This is a genomic window from Alienimonas sp. DA493, from assembly GCF_043951915.1.
Lineage (GTDB): Bacteria > Planctomycetota > Planctomycetia > Planctomycetales > Planctomycetaceae > Alienimonas.
The window spans coordinates 1-16,320 of record NZ_JBINJD010000047.1; the positions used below are offsets into that span (position 1 = coordinate 1).

General features: G+C 70.7%; 15 protein-coding genes and 1 pseudogene. 7 read left to right on the forward strand and 9 right to left on the reverse strand.

Features of this window, described 5'->3' with window-relative positions:
- Positions 1–1,508 (reverse strand): annotated as a pseudogene (gene uvrA / locus ACG2DA_RS09355) (ABC-ATPase UvrA); the annotation flags it as partial.
- Between uvrA and ACG2DA_RS09360 the strand changes: the two are divergent.
- Entirely contained in the window at positions 1,507–2,211 is a 705-nt protein-coding gene (locus ACG2DA_RS09360; RefSeq protein ID WP_395255320.1) for a hypothetical protein, read from the forward strand. The pseudogene uvrA and the gene ACG2DA_RS09360 sit on opposite strands and share 2 nt — an antisense overlap.
- Here ACG2DA_RS09360 and ACG2DA_RS09365 read toward each other — a convergent pair.
- Positions 2,147–2,464, reverse strand: coding sequence for a hypothetical protein (locus tag ACG2DA_RS09365; RefSeq protein WP_395255321.1), 318 nt, complete (start codon positions 2,462–2,464; stop codon positions 2,147–2,149). The two genes, ACG2DA_RS09360 and ACG2DA_RS09365, sit on opposite strands and share 65 nt — an antisense overlap.
- A gap of 220 nt (positions 2,465–2,684) precedes the next feature.
- Here ACG2DA_RS09365 and leuB point away from each other — a divergent pair, with 220 nt between their 5' ends.
- The gene (leuB, locus tag ACG2DA_RS09370) at positions 2,685–3,761 is read left to right on the forward strand and encodes a 3-isopropylmalate dehydrogenase (RefSeq protein WP_395255322.1); all 1,077 of its coding nucleotides are present in this window, start codon (positions 2,685–2,687) and stop codon (positions 3,759–3,761) included.
- 147 nt (positions 3,762–3,908) lie between these two features.
- Here the strand turns inward: leuB and ACG2DA_RS09375 are convergent, their stop codons facing one another.
- Entirely contained in the window at positions 3,909–4,634 is a 726-nt protein-coding gene (locus tag ACG2DA_RS09375) for a Bax inhibitor-1 family protein (RefSeq protein ID WP_395255323.1), read from the reverse strand.
- 174 nt (positions 4,635–4,808) lie between these two features.
- On the opposite strand from ACG2DA_RS09375, the gene ACG2DA_RS09380 reads away from it, so the two are divergent.
- A complete protein-coding gene (locus tag ACG2DA_RS09380; protein ID WP_395255324.1) occupies positions 4,809–5,342 on the forward strand; it encodes a peptidylprolyl isomerase in 534 nt (177 codons plus the stop codon).
- 94 nt (positions 5,343–5,436) lie between these two features.
- Here ACG2DA_RS09380 and ACG2DA_RS09385 read toward each other — a convergent pair whose 3' ends face one another.
- Both ACG2DA_RS09385 and mch read right to left on the reverse strand, forming a co-directional pair.
- A complete protein-coding gene (locus ACG2DA_RS09385; RefSeq protein WP_395255325.1) occupies positions 5,437–6,387 on the reverse strand; it encodes an inositol monophosphatase family protein in 951 nt (316 codons plus the stop codon).
- 39 nt (positions 6,388–6,426) lie between these two features.
- Entirely contained in the window at positions 6,427–7,479 is a 1,053-nt protein-coding gene (gene mch / locus ACG2DA_RS09390; RefSeq protein WP_395255326.1) for a methenyltetrahydromethanopterin cyclohydrolase, read from the reverse strand.
- 40 nt (positions 7,480–7,519) lie between these two features.
- Between mch and ACG2DA_RS09395 the strand changes: the two genes are divergently transcribed.
- Positions 7,520–8,017: an MOSC domain-containing protein gene (locus ACG2DA_RS09395; protein ID WP_395255350.1), complete on the forward strand. Its 498-nt coding sequence runs from the start codon at positions 7,520–7,522 to the stop codon at positions 8,015–8,017.
- Between the two features lie 15 nt (positions 8,018–8,032).
- Here ACG2DA_RS09395 and ACG2DA_RS09400 read toward each other — a convergent pair whose 3' ends face one another.
- Together ACG2DA_RS09400 and ACG2DA_RS09405 are read right to left on the reverse strand one after the other, a co-directional pair.
- Positions 8,033–8,533 (reverse strand): hypothetical protein, encoded by a 501-nt coding sequence (locus ACG2DA_RS09400; RefSeq protein WP_395255327.1) that lies wholly within the window; start codon positions 8,531–8,533, stop codon positions 8,033–8,035.
- 225 nt (positions 8,534–8,758) lie between these two features.
- Complete coding sequence (locus tag ACG2DA_RS09405) at positions 8,759–9,175, reverse strand: Rrf2 family transcriptional regulator (RefSeq protein ID WP_395255328.1); 417 nt, start codon at positions 9,173–9,175, stop codon at positions 8,759–8,761.
- 143 nt (positions 9,176–9,318) lie between these two features.
- Here ACG2DA_RS09405 and hmpA point away from each other — a divergent pair, with 143 nt between their 5' ends.
- A complete protein-coding gene (hmpA, locus tag ACG2DA_RS09410; protein WP_395255329.1) occupies positions 9,319–10,605 on the forward strand; it encodes an NO-inducible flavohemoprotein in 1,287 nt (428 codons plus the stop codon).
- A gap of 44 nt (positions 10,606–10,649) precedes the next feature.
- Here hmpA and ACG2DA_RS09415 read toward each other — a convergent pair whose 3' ends face one another.
- Both ACG2DA_RS09415 and ACG2DA_RS09420 read right to left on the reverse strand, forming a co-directional pair.
- A complete protein-coding gene (locus ACG2DA_RS09415) occupies positions 10,650–10,970 on the reverse strand; it encodes a hypothetical protein (protein WP_395255331.1) in 321 nt (106 codons plus the stop codon).
- 47 nt (positions 10,971–11,017) lie between these two features.
- The gene (locus ACG2DA_RS09420) at positions 11,018–13,882 is read right to left on the reverse strand and encodes an aconitate hydratase (protein ID WP_395255332.1); all 2,865 of its coding nucleotides are present in this window, start codon (positions 13,880–13,882) and stop codon (positions 11,018–11,020) included.
- 102 nt (positions 13,883–13,984) lie between these two features.
- Between ACG2DA_RS09420 and ACG2DA_RS09425 the strand changes: the two genes are divergently transcribed.
- Positions 13,985–15,331 carry a PQQ-binding-like beta-propeller repeat protein gene (locus ACG2DA_RS09425; RefSeq protein WP_395255333.1) on the forward strand — a complete coding sequence of 449 codons (1,347 nt, stop codon included), beginning with the start codon at positions 13,985–13,987 and terminating at the stop codon, positions 15,329–15,331.
- Positions 15,328–16,305 (forward strand): cytochrome c, encoded by a 978-nt coding sequence (locus ACG2DA_RS09430; protein ID WP_395255334.1) that lies wholly within the window; start codon positions 15,328–15,330, stop codon positions 16,303–16,305. The genes ACG2DA_RS09425 and ACG2DA_RS09430 overlap by 4 nt, the downstream gene beginning before the upstream one ends.
- The last annotated feature ends 15 nt before the right edge of the window (positions 16,306–16,320 follow it).

The following is a 16,320-nucleotide window of genomic DNA, read 5'->3' on the forward strand; positions in this document are numbered from 1 at the left end:
CCGTCGGCGCCGGCGCCGGGGCCGAGGTCGATCAGCCGATCGGCCCGACGGATCAGGTCCGGGTCGTGCTCCACGAGCACCGTCGTGTTGCCCGCGTCCCGCAGTTCGACTAGCACGTTCCAGAGCCGATCCGCGTCGGCGGGGTGCAGGCCGACGGTCGGTTCGTCCAGCACGAAGCAGGCGCCGCTCACCCGTTCCCCCAGCGCCCCGGCAAGCCGCGCCCGGCGGTACTCTCCGCCCGACAGCGTGCCGGCCCGGCGGTCGAGGCCGAGGTAGCCGAGTCCGACCCGGCGCAGGCCGTCGAGCAGGGCGCGTACGTCCGGCAGCAGGCGTTCGGCGACGCCGGCGCCGCCTGCGGACAGCGTCGCCTCGCCCTGCTCCACCCGCTCGGCGATCGTCGCGAATCGCTCGGCCGCCTCCTCCACGGAGAGCCGCCCGGCCTCGCCGATCGACAGCCCGTCCACCCGCACGGCCCGGGACTCGCGGTTCAGCCGCTCGCCGTCGCAGGCGGGGCAGGGGGCGGAGGCGCGGTGGCGGGCGGTGGTCGCCTCGGAGTCGGCGAGGCCGACGCCGCCGCACGCCGGGCAGGCGCCGCGGGGGGAGTGAAAACTGAACGACTGCGGCGTGAGCGGCCGCCGCTCCCCGCCGGTGGTCGGGTCGATCAACCGCGTGCGGAAGTGCTCGGTCCGCCAACCGCCGGGGACTTCGGCGTCGGCGATCCGCAGGGCCACGTCCCCGCCGGTGCGGGCGACGGCGAGGTCCACGCTCTCCCGCACCCGATCTTCGGCCCCCGGCTTCACGATCGCCCGGTCGATCACCACGTGCACCGGCCCGGCCGGCGTCGCCTCCCCGGCGGCCAGCTCGGCGGTCTCGAAGGATTCGTCCCCCACTTCGCAGCGGACGAAGCCTTCCTTCAGGGCCGCCTCGTAGATCTCCCGATCGGCCGCGTCGCCGGTCGCCTCGCCGGCGGGGGCGAGGACCATCAGCTTGGTGCGTTCCGGCAGGGCGAAGATGCGGTCGACGATCTGTCGGACCGTGTGCCGCTCCAGCCGGTCGCCGCTGTCCGGGTCGTGCGGCACGCCGGCCCCGGCCCAGAGCAGGCGAAACAGGTCGTGCAGCCCGACCAGCGTGGCGAGCGTCGTCCGCGGTCCGGCAGTGGGATCGGACTGGCCGACGGCGATCACCGGCGGGAGGTGTTCGACGGCGTTCACGTCCGGCCGGTCCAGCTTGGCGATCGCGGCCCGGGCCTTGGGGGAGGCCGTGGCGAGGAACCGCCGTTGGCCTTCGGCGTGGATCGTGTCGAAGGCGAGGGAACTTTTCCCGCTGCCGCTGACGCCGGAGAGGACCGTCAACGTGCCGGCGGGGATCTCGACCGAGACGTTCTTCAGATTGTGCACCCGGGCCCCGACGACGCGGATCGGCGGCTGTTCGTTCATCGCGGGGGCGGGACGGGGGCGGGAGAAGTCGGCGCCGAGACGGGCGGCGGGCGGGCGGTACGATACCGGCATGCCCGCCGCCGTCTCCCCGTCCTCCGCCCCGCCGCACGCCGCGACCGCCTCCGAGGCGATCGACCGGCCGGTCCCCGCCGCGTTCCTCTGCCGGTTCGAGGTGAGCCTGCCGCGAGTGGGGGACGGCGTGGTCGAACCGCCGTTCGAGCTGCCCGAGGCGGCCCGGTTGCCGCACTTCGGCGCCTTGGACGACCTGCCGCAATTCGCCGAGATCCGCCTCGGCTGGACGCCCGCCGGGCTGGCCGTCGCAGTCGTGGTGACGGGGAAGACGGCCCGGCCGGAGGCGTCGGCGAAGGCGGTCGGCGGCGGCGACGGGCTGCACCTGTGGATCGACACCCGCCCGACCGGCACCTCGCACCGGGCCGGGCGGTACTGCCGGCGATTCGCCCTGCTGCCGCGCGTCGGCAAGGTCGGCAAGGTCGGGGTTTACGAGGTCCCGATCATGAAGGGCGAAGACGCCTCCGTCGCCGAGCCGCTGCCGGTTCCGGTGCAGGCCGAGACGGAGCGATCCGGGAACTACCGATTGGAGGCGTTCCTGCCGGCGGAGGAACTGCCGGGTTTCGACCCCTCCCGCAGCGCCGCAATCGCCGTGCACACGGTTGTGACCGACGGCGAACTGGGCGCGCAGCCGCTGACGGTCAGTGGTGCGTTTCCCACCGGGCACGACCCCAGCCTCTGGACCCGTGCGACGCTCGACGGCTGAACCGGTCGTGCTCCTCCCGGCCCTGCCAGGGCAGGGCGGCGGCGTACAGCGCGGTCACCAGCCCCAGCGAGGCGACCGCGAAGGAACCCCACAGCGGCGGCGTGAACCAAAGCGTGCCGTCCTCCACGGCGGAGCAGGGGACTTTTTCCTCCCACTCCGCCCCCAGCCGCAACGCGCAGCGGTCGACGGCTGACAGGGCGATCCCGCCGAGGAGCCCCCACAGGCCGACGGCGAACAGGCTGGCGCGGAGCACGGCGGGGACTTTCGGCGGGACGAAACGAAGGACGGAACGACCGGCGGAGCGGGCCGTGACGGGGGCCGCAGGAAACGCGGCGATCGCCCGGCGGGAAGCGGGCGTCCGTGGTGGACATCGACGCGTCGCGGCCCCACCCTTCGGCCCCGAACCGGACGCCGGTCCCACCGGCGCCACCCGCACGCCCCGCCCCCGCGCTCCCTCGACCTCTTCAACGCTGATGCAAGCCCGAATCGCCCTGCTCCCCGGTGACGGCATCGGGCCGGAAATCGTCGCCCAGGCGGCCCGCGTGCTGAACGCCGTCGCCGACCGGTTCGGCCACACGTTCGAGCTGACCGAACACCTCATCGGCGGCGCCGCGATCGACGCGACCGGCGACCCGCTGCCGGCGGACGCTCTGGCGGCCTGCAAGGAGTCCGACGCAATCCTGCTGGGTGCCGTTGGCGGGCCGAAGTGGGACGACCCGAACGCCGCCGTGCGGCCGGAGCAGGGCCTGCTGAAGATCCGCAAGGAGCTCGGCCTGTTCGCGAACCTGCGACCGATCAAGCCGCTGGACGCCCTCGTCGACGCCTCCCCGCTGAAGACCGACATCGTCCGCGGTACGGACATCCTGTTCGTCCGCGAACTGACCGGCGGCGTCTACTTCGGCGGCAGCGGCCGCCGCGACGACGGCAAGACGGCCTATCAGGAGATGGTCTACACCGAGGCCGAGGTGGAGCGGATCGTCCGCCTCGCCGCCGGCCTCGCCCAGAGCCGCGACGGCCGGTTGACCAGCGTCGATAAGGCGAACGTGCTGGAGCCCTCCCGCCTGTGGCGGAGCGTCACCACCCGCGTGGTGAAGGAGGAGTTCCCGGACGTCAAACTGGAGCACGTCCTCGTCGACGCGATGGCGATGCACCTGCTCGTCCGGCCGCGGGACTTCGACGTGGTGGTCACCGGCAACCTGTTCGGCGACATCCTCACCGACGAAGCCAGCATGCTGCCGGGTTCGCTGGGCCTGCTGCCGAGCGCCTCGCTGGGCGTGCCGCGGACCGAGGGCGGCGGGCCGGGGCTGTTCGAGCCGATCCACGGCAGCGCCCCGGACATCGCCGGCACCGGCAAGGCGAACCCGCTGGCTACGATCCTCTGCAGCGCGATGCTGCTCCGCGACGGCCTCGGCCTGCAGGACGAGGCGACCGCCGTGGAGCGGGCCGTGCACGACGCCGTCGCCGCCGGCGTCCGCACCGCCGACATTGCCGCCGGCGGCTCCTACGTCACCACGGTCGAAGCGACGGACGCCGTGCTCGAACGCATCTGAGGCAGGCGGGCGGAGGGGCGTGAGCCCCCCGTGTGCTCTCTCCCGCACACTCAAGGAAAAACCCCGGCCGCAGCGGGCGACCGGGGCGAAACGTTCGCGCGTTCTCACGGACACCGGGGGGCTCACGCCCCCCGCTCGCCCGACGGACTACTCGTCCGACAGGATGCTCAGCAGGCGGACGACGTAGAAGAACAGCGTGGCGACGCTGGCGAACAGGGCCAGGCTCGCCGCGACGTGCTGGCTTGTGTGGTAGTGGTGCAGCACGTTCGAGGTGTCGTAGAGGATGTAGCCGCTCAGCAGCACGATCATCCCCACGCTGAACCACAGGCCGAGGCTGAACCCGAACAGCAGGCCGGCGACGATCAGCCCGATCGCCGCGAACATCCCGATCGACAGGGCGCCCCGCAGGAACGAGAAGTCCGCCCCCGAGACGAACACCGCCGCTGTCAGTCCGCCGAAGATCACCGCGGTGATCAATCCCGCCATGGGGATAATCTGCGGGTCGAGCAGCGTGGCGTAGGTCAGCAGCGGGACGAAGATCAGAGCCTCCGCGACGACGTACAACGCCAGTCCGAGGTACTGCTTGCCGGGGGAGGAGGCGTCCGAGTGGGCCCACTTCTGGGCGATCCAGGAGGCGCCCATGAACAGGATCAGCGCGATCCACCAGTTCCCGCCGATCAGGCTCAGCAGGGCTCGTTGCAGCGGTTCGATCGAGAGGAACAGCCCCTCGATGCCGCAGAAGATCAGGATCGCCGTCAGCAGGTGGGCGTAGGTCCGGCGGATAAAGCCGGCCCGCTCCGACGCGACGGCGTCGGCCGCGAAGCCGTACCCGGAGGACATTTCGTACTCGTCAGCGGCGCCGCCGAAACTCATCGGGATTTTCTCGGATCGAACTGTGGGAAGATTGGGTTCGAAAAGTGTCCGCCGCGGCGGTCGCCGGGTCCAGCGGGAAACGAACGTTCGCCCCGGCGGGGCGGTTGGGGGCGCCGGCTCCGACGGGTAGGGTGGGGCGACGAACCCCATTCTTCACCAGCATCAGCGCTTCCCGTGGCCAAGAACTACTCCGCCGAAGTCGAAAAGCACACCGCGGACTTCGATCCGTCCAAGCAGTACCGAGTGACCCTCCAGACGAACGCCGGGCCGATCCGGCTCGACCTGCGGCCGGATAAGGCCCCGGGCCACTGCAAGAACATGGTCGGCCTGGCCAAAGCCGGATTCTACGACGGCTGCATCTTCCACCGGGTGATCGACGGCTTCATGATTCAGGGCGGCGATCCGACCGGCACCGGCACCGGCGGTCCCGGCTATCAGATCGACGCCGAGTTCAACGACCTCCCGCACGAGGCCGGCGTTCTCAGCATGGCCCGCAGCCAGGACCCCAACAGCGCCGGCAGCCAATTCTTCATCTGCCTGCCCGGCAACACCAGCTTCCTCAACGGCCAGTACACCGCCTTCGGCAAGGTCGCCGACGACGAGAGCCTGGAAACCGTCAAGAAGATCGGCTCCACCGAGACCAACCCCGGCGACCGTCCGCTGGACGAGCAGAGGATCGAGAAAGCGACCGCCGAAGTCATCGGCTGAGTCTGAAGCTCGAAAAGCTCCAAGACCAAGAGATCAAGAACCAAAGACCTGCCGAATGAGGCCTTTTGGTTCTTGATTTCGTGGTCTTGGTAATTCAGAGAGCGTCCCCGTCGCGGTAGCGCTCGGGATGCCACCCGCGGCCGACCTCGCGAAGCGTCGCCAGCGTCTGCGGATCGCTGGCGGTGGCGACGACGCGCGGGAGGCGGAGCATGTCCGCTTTCTCGTCCATCCACAGTTCGCGGTAGTGGACCGGCTCCCCGGTGTCGCACCACACGCTGCCGCCGCCGAAGGCCGTGGCGATCTGGGCGGCGGCGGGGTAGTCGTAGACGTTGGGCGAGTGAATCAGCGAACCGGCGAACACGCCGTCGGCCATCAGGTCGTAGATGCTGCCGGGCGTCTCATCGGCGACGACGCCCTCCAGCCCCGCCGCGGTGATCGCCGCCGCGGCGGCCGGGTCGCGGTGCTGGAAGCCGATAACGTAGATCTTCTTCGCCGCGCCGGGCTCCGGGACGGGCCGCGGCTCCAAGCTGCCTAACGCCTGTCCCGCAGGAACTTCCGGATTGTCCTCCCCGCAACGGACTTTCGCTCCGGCCCCGGCCCCCACGCACTCGACCCAGCGACCGGTCGGTCCGGCGTCGGGGACGTAGGTGAGGGAGTAATGCACCGCGTCGTCGGTCCGCAGGTTGAGCATCACCGCCCAGCCGTCGCCGGCGTGGTCGCGGTACTGCTTCGTCCCGTCGATCGGGTCGAGGCAGAGCGTCAGCGGCGAGTCCTCGGCGAACGCCTCCAGCGGGCCGGTTTCCTCCTCCGCCTCAATCCGGCAGGCGCGGAACCGCGGGTCGAGGTCCCGCAGCGCCGTGACGACCAACTCCTGCACCGACAGGTCGGCGAGGGTGAGGGCGTCCGTGTTGCTGGACCCGCTCACCTTGCCGGCGACGGCGATGTCGAAGGACCGCATCCGCGACGCCACCCGCCCGGCCCACCGGAACACCGGGGGCAGATGAGCGTGGAGGGCGGCGGCGACTTCGGCGGGGGCTGGCGTCATGAGCGAATCTCTCGTGAACTCCTCTCTTGAAGAGAGCGGCTAACGGGCGGTTCCGAAGAAGGAGCGTTCGAGCAGGTCCTCCCGCACCGAGCCCGCGGAGAACGCGGCGCCGTCGCGGAGGGCGATCAGCGTGATCTGAGCGGGGCTGAACAGCAGCGGGTCCAGGTCGTAAAAGTTTCCGCCCGCCTCGCTCAGCAGTTCGGCGAACGGCTTGCCGTGCTGGGCGCTGGATTCCGAGGGAACCTTGGCGACAAGGTCTTTCAACTCCGCCCCGGGGACGTCCACCCACAGGGTGACGCGGCTGCCGTAGAGGATCGAATCATTGGTGCGGCCGAGGGCCGCGGCGTCGTCGCCGCCGGCGGGGGCCAGCGGGGCGGAGCCCACGCCGGCCCGCACGCGGGTCACGTCGAAGCCGACCGCGTCCAGCTTGTGCAGGGCGGTCTCGACGCTGCGAGCGGCGATCTGCACCGTCCCGGCAAGACTCGCCGTGGGGGCCATCGCCAGGACGAGCTTGTCCGGGGCGACGCCGGCGGATTCGGCGAGGTGGGCGGCGACGTTCGGCGGCGGAATGCGGCGGGTCTCCAGCACGCCGACCGTTCGACGGACCTCCTCGACGCCACCCAGCTTGTCGATGAGCTCTTCGCCCCCGGCGGCGACCCGCAGCGGGCCGGACGCCATCGCGAAGTACTCGTCGCCGCCGGAGTCCTTCAGCTGAACCTTCCGCCCGGCGTACTGGCACCGCAGGCAGGCGGAGACCGGATCGTCAGTTCGCACGTTCACCGTCGGCCAGGGGCGCCCGGCGAGAACGCCCGGATCGATCGTAACGTCCAGCAGATCGGCGGCGGAGAGGCGGGCGAGCACGCGGCCGGCCTCCAATCCGCCGGCGGCCTGGGCGCCGAAGTCCAGCACCGTCGTTCCGGTGGTGAGCCGCAGCAGATCGACGCCCAACTCGTCCAGCCGCTTCATCACGAAGTCGGCCAGCCGGGCGGCCCGCCGGTTCAGCAGTCCGCCGGGGGAATTGCCGCCGCCGCCCCCTTTGGGGGCCGGGGTCTTGCGGCCGGGGCTCGCGGACGGTTTCTTGCGTTTCGCCAAGGGGGCGGGGCCGTACTTCGATGACTGGATTGGTGCGTTCGTGCAGACAGTACCCGATCTGCTCGCCACGATCCCGCAGGTCGGCCGGCTGGAGTGGATCGGCCTGTCGCCGGCCCGGCGGGCGACGCTGATCGAACCGGAGGAAGCGGTCTGCCGGGTCGGCACCGGCCTCGACGGCGACCACCACAGCCTCCGCGGAACGGGCAAGCGGCAGGTCACGCTGATTCAGGCCGAACACCTCGCGGTCGTCGCGGCGACGCTCACCCCGCTGCCGGACGGCAGCGCCCGCACGGTGACCCCGGCGACGCTGCGGCGAAACCTCTGCGTGACGGGCTTCCCGCTCGTCGCGGTGAAGGACCGGCGGTTCCGCGTCGGCGAGGTTCTGCTGGAAGGCACGGGCCTGTGCCACCCGTGCAGCCGGATGGAGGAGTCCCTCGGCCCCGGCGGCTACAACGCCGTCCGCGGGCACGGCGGCATCACGGCCCGGGTGCTGGAGGGCGGCACGCTGCGGCTGGGCGACGCGATCGCCGCCGCGTGAACCTCCGGGCCGGCGCTACGCGGCCTTGGTGCACACCTTCGTCCAGTCCACCAGGCTGCGGCCGACGATCAGCGGCAGGGTAAAGCCGTCGGCGTCCCGCAGGTTCGCCCGTTTGCTGAGTCGCTTCACAATCGAACGCAACGGGTTGTCGGCGACGTCCACGGTCCGCGGGATCATCCGCAGGTCGACCGCCTGACCCATCCCGCAGGCCTGCGCGGTGGCGGCGAGGTCCTGCAACATCTGCCCGAACCGCTCCTCGTGGAGGAGGCCGGCCATCGCGGCGATCTCCGTCGGCCCCGCCTGGATGACCTCGTTGACCGCCTCGCGGAAGTCCGGGCAGTCCCGGCAGTTCTGCACCAACATCTCCCGGCAAAGGGCCAGCGACTCGCCCGGAATCGGCAGGGAGAGCAGCCGATCCGCCGACCAGCACTGCCGTTCGTCCTGCGGGTCGTAGGCCTCCCACGCCGTGGGAACGTGGTGGTCCGGAGCCGGGAGGGGGAGGATCGGGGCGAACACCGAGGAGACCTCCGAGGGGGTGAGCGACGGGACGATCGGCGGCCCGACCGGGCGGGAGACAGTCCCGCCGGTCAGCCTAGGGCGCCCCGGGCCGGCGTGCGGACCGGGCGAATGAAACTCCATCGACTTTCCGCCGGTCGGCGCTCCAGCGGCGCTTGGAGTTCCCGCAGAAATCGCACAATCGGCAAGGCGGTACTCACGCGGGGGCCCGGGAGGAATGCAGCGTCAACCGCAGAGCGGCGTCACCGGGCTGGCGGAGTCCAAGACGTCCTTAAGCGTCACCCCGGCGAACGCGGCCTCGGTCGCCGCGTAGGCTTTGTCCAGCTCCGCGTGCAGCGGGCAGAGCTCCGTGTGCGAGGAGAGCCCGAGGGGGCAACTGCGGATGCGCTCGATCGGCGAGACCGCGTTGACCACGTCGAGGATCGACACCTCCGCCGGCGTTTTCGCCAAGCTGTAGCCGCCGCCCGGTCCGGGCCGCGACGTGACCAGATCGGCCGCGGCCAGATCTTGCAACACGCGGTGCAGGTAACGCCGCGGCACCTTGGTCCGCTCGGCGAGCAGCCCGGCCGAGGCGGGGCCGCCCGACAGATCGGCCAGAAAGGCGACGGCCCGCAGGGCGTACTCGGCGGTCTTGGAGAGCATGGGAATCGACGGGGAACGGACGGGAATTGATTCTACACCTTGACGTGCATTTCTCAATCTGTACCAATGGGTGCAGAATTGGGCGGAGGGGGCCGATCGCGGCTCTCCCGCCCGTGCCCGCCCCACGCTCGCCGCTCGTCCCGATGCTCAGCCCCGACACGATTCGAATCGTCAAAGAGATCACCCCCGCCGTCGCGGAGCACGCGGAGACGATCACCCGCCGCTTCTACGTCCGCATGTTCGAGGGCGACCCGGCGGTTCGAAAGTACTTTAATCAGGCTCACCAGCACTCCGGCGGTCAGCAGCGGGCGTTGGCGGGGGCGATCTGCGCCTACTTCGCCCACATCGACGACCTGTCGGCGCTCGGCCCGGCGGTGGAGGTGATCGCCCAAAAACACGCCTCCCTCGGCATCAAGCCGGAGCACTACCCGATCGTCGGGAAGCACCTCCTCGCCGCGATCGGCGACGTGATGGGCGACGCGGCGACCCCGGAGGTCGTCGCCGCCGTGCAGGAGGCGTACGGCGTGCTGGCGGACGTGTTCATCCAGCGTGAACGGGACATCTACGAAGAGCAGCGGACCGCCCCCGGCGGCTGGAACGGCTCCCGCACCTTCGTCGTGGATCGGACCGTGAAGGAGAGCGACGAGGTCACCTCGTTCTATCTGAAGCCGGAGGACGGCGGGGCGCTGCCGGACTTCCTGCCGGGGCAGTACGTCACGGTCTTCGTCGATCATCCGACCACGCCGACCTCGCCGCGAAACTACAGCCTGTCGGATCGGCCCGGACAGGACCACCTCCGGATCAGCGTGAAGCGGGAGGGCGGCTCCGTGCACGCCACGCCGGCGGGGCTGATCTCGAACCACCTGCACGACGCCGTCCGCGACGGCGCCAAACTGGAACTGGGCCCGCCGTGCGGGGTGTTCACCCTCGACCCCGTAACCGCCGGCGACCGGCCGGTCGTGATGCTGGCCGGGGGCATCGGGATCACGCCGCTGCTGTCGATGGCCAAGGCGTGGGTGCATCACGGCGTCGACGCCCCGCTGTACTTCCTGCACGCCGCCCGCGACAGCCGCACGCGGCCTTTCGCCGACGAGCTGGCGGCGCTGGAGGCCGACGGCAAAAACGTGCGGACCCGCGTCCGCTACGACCGCCCGCGGGACGGGGACCTGACCGCGGAGAACGCTGATCAAGGCTTCGTCGACGTGCCGCTGCTCCGCGACTGGACGCCGTACCGGGAGGCCGACTTCTACTTCTGCGGCCCGAAGCCGTTCATGCAAAGCGTCTACGCGGACCTGAAGGACCTGGGCGTGGACGACGACCGGCTGCACTACGAGTTCTTCGGTCCCAAGCAGGACATCGCCGCCCAATTCCTCACCCGGCAGCAGGCCCCCGCGGGGATCGCCTGCCCGATGCACGCGGGGCTGACCTGAGCGACGAAAAACCGGTCACGCCGAGGGGCCGCGGCGCCTCGGCGTTACGGGAAGAGCCGCTCGTAGAAGCCGATCGCCGCCAGCCCGCGGTAGAAGAATTCCATGCCGACCGACAACGCCGCTCCGTAGGCCCCCGCCACGGCGACGCGCCAGCGCAGCGCCTCGGTCGGCAGCGGGAGGCAGGCGAAGCCGATCAACAGCGGGAGGGTGTGCAGGCCGATCCCGAAGCCCTGTTCGACCCACTCCGGCGCCGCCCAGGCGGCGGGGCCGGAGTACCAGCCGAACAGCCACGTCCCGGCGACCGACAGTGGTACGAACAGGCTGAACGGCAGGAGGGCGCCCAGCGTGAGCCGGGCGGCGAACATCGGCCGCGAGAGCGACCGACGTGCGCCGTTCAGGTGCGCCGGCTCCGTCACTGGCCTTCCGCCGCCAACTGGCGGAGGACGTAGTGCAGGATGCCGCCGTGGCGGTGGTACTGGACCTCGACGGGGGTGTCGATCCGGCAGGCGACGGTGAACATCGTCTCCTCGCCGTCCTCGCCGCGGGCGATCACCTCGACCGGCTGGCCGGGCTTCAGTTCGGCTTCCAGGTGGATGTCGAACGACTCCCGGCCGGACAGGCCGAGGGCCTCGGCGGACTCGCCTTCGCGATATTGCAGCGGCAACACGCCCATGCCGACGAGGTTGCTGCGGTGGATCCGCTCGTAGCTCTCGGCGATCACCGCCTTCACGCCGAGCAGGTTCGTGCCCTTGGCGGCCCAGTCGCGGGAGGAGCCGGTGCCGTACTCCTTACCGGCCAGCACGATCAGCGGGGTGCCGGCCTCGAGGTAGCGGCGGCTGGCCTCGTAGATGCTGGTCTGCTCGCCGGTGGGCAGGTGGGTGGTGACGGAGCCCTCGGTGCCGGGCGCCATCTGGTTCCGCAGGCGGATGTTGGCGAAGGTGCCGCGGGTCATCACGCGGTCGTTGCCGCGGCGGGAGCCGTAGGAGTTGAACTCCTTCACCGGCACGCCGTGCTCCTGCAGGTACTTGCCGGCCGGGCTCGACGGCTTGATGGCGCCGGCGGGGGAGATGTGGTCCGTCGTCACGCTGTCGCCGACCTTCACCAGCACCCGGGCGCCGTTGATGCTGGCGGTGTCCGCCGGGGTCTCCGGCATGTCGACGAAGAAGGGCGGCTCCTGAATGTAGGTGCTCTCCTCGTCCCAGTCGTAGATCTGGCCGTCCGGGCTCTGGATGCTCCGCCACTCCTCCGGGCCCTCGGTCGCCTTGGCGTATTCCTCGCGGTAGTCCTCCGGGGAGGAGCTTTTCGCGATGGTGTCCTTGATCTCCTGCGGGTCGGGCCACAGGTCGGAGAGGTAGACCGGGTTGCCGTCCGAATCCTCTCCGAGCGGGTCGTTGGTCAGGTCGATGTCCGTGGTGCCGGCGAGGGCGTAGGCGACGACCAGCGGCGGGGAGGCGAGGTAATTCGCCTTCACGTCCGGGCTGATGCGGCCCTCGAAGTTCCGGTTGCCGGACAGCACGCTGGTGGCGACGAGGTCGTGCTGGTTGATCGCCTCGCTGATCGGCGCCGGCAGCGGGCCGGAGTTGCCGATGCAGGTCGTGCAGCCGTAGCCGACCGTCTGGAAGCCAAGGGCGTCCAGGTCGTCGCTCAGGCCGCTCTTGTCGAGGTAATCGGTCACGACCCGGCTGCCGGGGGCCAGGGAGGTCTTCACCCACGGCTTGCGGGTCAGGCCGCGTTGGCGGGCCTTCCGGGCCAGCAGGCCGGCGCCGACCATCACCGACGGGTTCGAGGTGTTCGTGCAGCTGGTGATCGCGGCGATCACCACGCTGCCGTGCTTCAGCTTGAAGGTCTCGTCTTCCAGGGAAACCTCCACGCCGTCGAAGCCCGGGTCGACGACCGCCTCCCGCACGGTGGCCCCCTCGGGGGCGGCGACGCCCTCCATCGTGCCGCCGGCGGCGGGTTGGGTCGTCTTTCGTTCCGACGAATCGAGCGGGTGGTTGCCGACCTGCCCGGCGGGCTGGCCGCCCTCTTCGGTCCAACCGCCGACCGGGTTGTGCTCGATCGTGGTGGAGTCCTTGTCGAAGGTCTCCTTCAGGGCGGTCGCCCAGGTGGACTTCATCTTGGTCAGCGGGATGCGGTCCTGCGGGCGTTTCGGGCCGGCGAGGCAGGGCACCACCGTGCCGATATCCAAGTGCAGGTTGCTGGAGTAGGTCGGCGTCGGAGCGTCGGAGCCGAGGAACAGCCCGTTTTCCTTCGTGTACCGCTCCACGGTGTCGACCAGATCGTCCGGGCGGCCGGTGCGGCGGAGGTAATTCAGCGTCTCGCCGTCGACGGGGAAGAAGCCCATCGTGGCGCCGTATTCGGGCGCCATGTTGGCGATCGTGGCCCGGTCGGCGAGGCTCATCGTCGGCAGGGCGGAGCCGTGGAACTCGACGAATTTCCCGACCACGCCGTGCTCGCGGAGCATCTGCACGACGGTCAGCACCAGGTCGGTCGCCGTGGCGCCCTCCGGCAGCTGGCCGGTCAATTCGAAGCCGACGACCTCCGGGGTGAGCATGTAGATCGGCTGGCCGAGCATCACGGCCTCCGCCTCGATCCCGCCGACGCCCCAGCCGACGACGCCGAGCCCGTTGATCATCGTCGTGTGGCTGTCCGTGCCGACGAGGCTGTCCGGGTAGGCGACGCCGTTCTTCGTCAGCACGACGTTGGCGAGGTACTCCAAGTTGACCTGGTGGACGATCCCCGTCGCCGGCGGGACGACGCGGAAGTTGTCGAAGGCCTTCTGGGCCCAGTGCAGCAGTTCGTAACGTTCGAGGTTCCGCTCGAACTCCCGCTGGACGTTGGTCTCGAGCGCGAACTTCGTGGCGAAAGCGTCCACCTGCACGCTGTGATCCACCACAAGGTCGCAGGGGACCAGCGGATTGATCTTCGCCGGGTCCCCGCCCATCCGGACCATCGCGCTGCGGAGCGCCGCCAGGTCCACGACCGCCGGAACGCCGGTGAAGTCCTGCAACACCACGCGGCCGGGCTTGAAGGGCAGCTCGGTGCGGTTGACGTTCTGCGCGTCGTATTTGCCCAGGGCGGCGACGTCGTCCTCGGTGACGACGAAGCCGTCCACATTGCGGAGCAGGCTTTCCAGCAGCACCCGGACGCTGAAGGGGATCGAGTCGAGATCGCACAGCCCGGCGTCGGCCAGCTTGGGCAGGCTGTAGTAATCCAACGAGCCGCCGGCGGCGGCGAACGACTGGCGGGTGCCGAAGGGACTGTGCGGCTGGGTCATGGGGGAGGGAGGGACGCTGGCGTGAAGCTGGTGTACGGTTGCCGATCCTAGCCGCGACCGCGGATGATCGACACTGCCCGCCCCCCATCTGTCGACCCGCATATGTCCTGCGCCCTCCTGATCGTCGCCGCCGTCGCCGTCGCGGCCGCCGGCGACCTCAATCTGACGCCGGGGCCCTGGCCGATGTTCCGCGGCGTCAACGGCGTGGGCGTCGGCCCGGACCCGCTGCCGGCGGACCTGATCCGCCCGGAGAACCTGCGGTGGAGCGTCGAGGTCCCCGGCCGCGGCTGGGGCAGCCCGGTCGTCGCCGAAGGACCGGACGGCGGGCTGTCGGTCTACCTCCCTACCGCGGACGAGGACGGCGCGACGCAAAGCGTCCTGGCCTACGACCTTCGCACCGGCCGCGTCCGCTGGAACCGGCTGCTGTTCGTCAACGAGAACCCCGACTTCACCCACCCCACCAACACCTACGCCAGTTGCACCCCGGTGGCGACGAAGGACGTCGTCTTCGTCCACTTCGGCAAGTACGGCACCGCGGCGCTGGACGCCCGGAACGGCCACACGCTCTGGGAACGCCGGGATTTCGAGTGCGACCACTTCCGCGGCCCGGCCTCCTCCCCGCTGCTCGTTCAACTCGACGGCCTGAGTCCGCGGCTGATCGTGCCGTTCGACGGGGTGGGGGAGGACGACCAGTACGTCGTCGCCCTCGACGCTGCGACCGGCGAGACGCTCTGGCGGTACGAACGCGACCCGTCCATCGACGAAGAGGTCCCCGACCTCCGCAAGGCCTACGGCACGCCCGCGTTGCTGAACGTGGGCGGGGAGACCGTGGTGGTGACGACCGGCTCCCGGGCCACGGTGGGTCTCGATCCGGCGACGGGGGAGCGGGTCTGGCGGGTGGTGCACGGCGGGATGAACACCGGCAGCGTCCCGCAGGGCCTGCCGCAACCGATCCTCGACCTCGGGGACGCTGTCGTCGTCACGACCGGGGACGGGCCGTCCTCCGTCGTCCGGTTCGCGGCGAAGCTCCGCCAAACGGACGTGCGGACCACGGACGCGGCCGCCGAGCCGCAGGTGGATTGGTCCTCGAACCGGGCCGCGCCGAAGCGGACCACTCCGCTCGCCCTGGATCCCGCGCACCTCTTTACGGTGGACGACGAAGGGGTTGCGGCGCTGCTGTCCGCGGAGGGCGGCGAGGTGCTGGACCGCGTGCGGTTGGGCGATTCGTATTGGGCCTCCCCCGTGCGGGCCGGCGGGACGATCTTCACCTTCGGCAAAGAGGGCACGGCCGCCGCATTGACGGCGACGGAAAACGGCGAACTGGTTGTTGCCGACACTCAGACGTTGGACGAAGGCGTCTGGGCGACCCCGGCCCTCGTCGGCGGCGGGCTCGTACTGCGGACCGAGCACACCCTCCGCTTCTATCACCCGAAGGGGACGAACGAATGAGGACTCGCCTGCTTGCCGGCGGCCTGCTCGCCGCCGCCGTTCCCGCCCTCGGCTTCGCCTACCAGACCGGCGCCGCGTCGGGACCGGACTACCCGGAGGTGCCGGCGGACGTCTTCTTCCCGGATCCCTTTACGGTCTTCGCCGACCAAACCCCCGTGCCCGGCGCGGCTCCTCTTCCGCAAACCGTGGCGCCCGCCGCGGGCGGGAACGGCGGAGCGATGGCCGGCGACGCCCCCACGGGCGGACCGGTGGACGCCGTCGCCGCGGGCGGAACCGACGCCCCCGAAACGGCGGACGTCGACTGGGCCGCGCTGCTTCCGCCGGAGCAGTTGGACGCCCAGGTGCGGGCGGTGATGGAGGACCTCGCCAAGAAGTCCCGCGACGTGCAGACGTACAACAATGCCTACCTCGCCATCCCCCCGGCCGCGGCGGAGCTGGCGTCGCTGTTCGCCGTCGGCACGCGGTACGACTCCGGCGTGAGCTGGGCCGACAACGGCGCCGCCCTGGCCCAAAAGGCCGCGGAGATTAACGAGACGAACCTGCGTCGCGGCGCCGGCGGGCAGAAGCAGGTCGCCGATCCGCTGCGGACGCTCGACGCTCTGCTCAACGGCGGCGGGGCCGGCAGCGGCGGGGAGGTCGACTTCTCCGAAGCCGCCGACTTCAATCTGCTGATGAAGCGCTTTCAGGTCGGCGTGGACTCGCTGAAGGCGCTGGCCTCCTCGCAGGCGCTGTTGGAGGCGAACCGGGACGCCGTCGCCCGGGAGGCCCGGGTGCTGGCGGTGCTCAGCGAGATCAGCGCCGACGAATCGCACGGCTGGGGCTTCGAGCCGGAGTTCGTCGCTCTCTCCAATAAGATGACCGAGGCCGCGACCGCGACCGCGGAGGCCGCCGCGACGGACTTCGACGCCTTTGACGCGGCCCGCCGACGGCTCACCCAAACCTGCTCCGACTGCCACGGCGAATACCGCAACTGAGGTCGCCGGAGATCG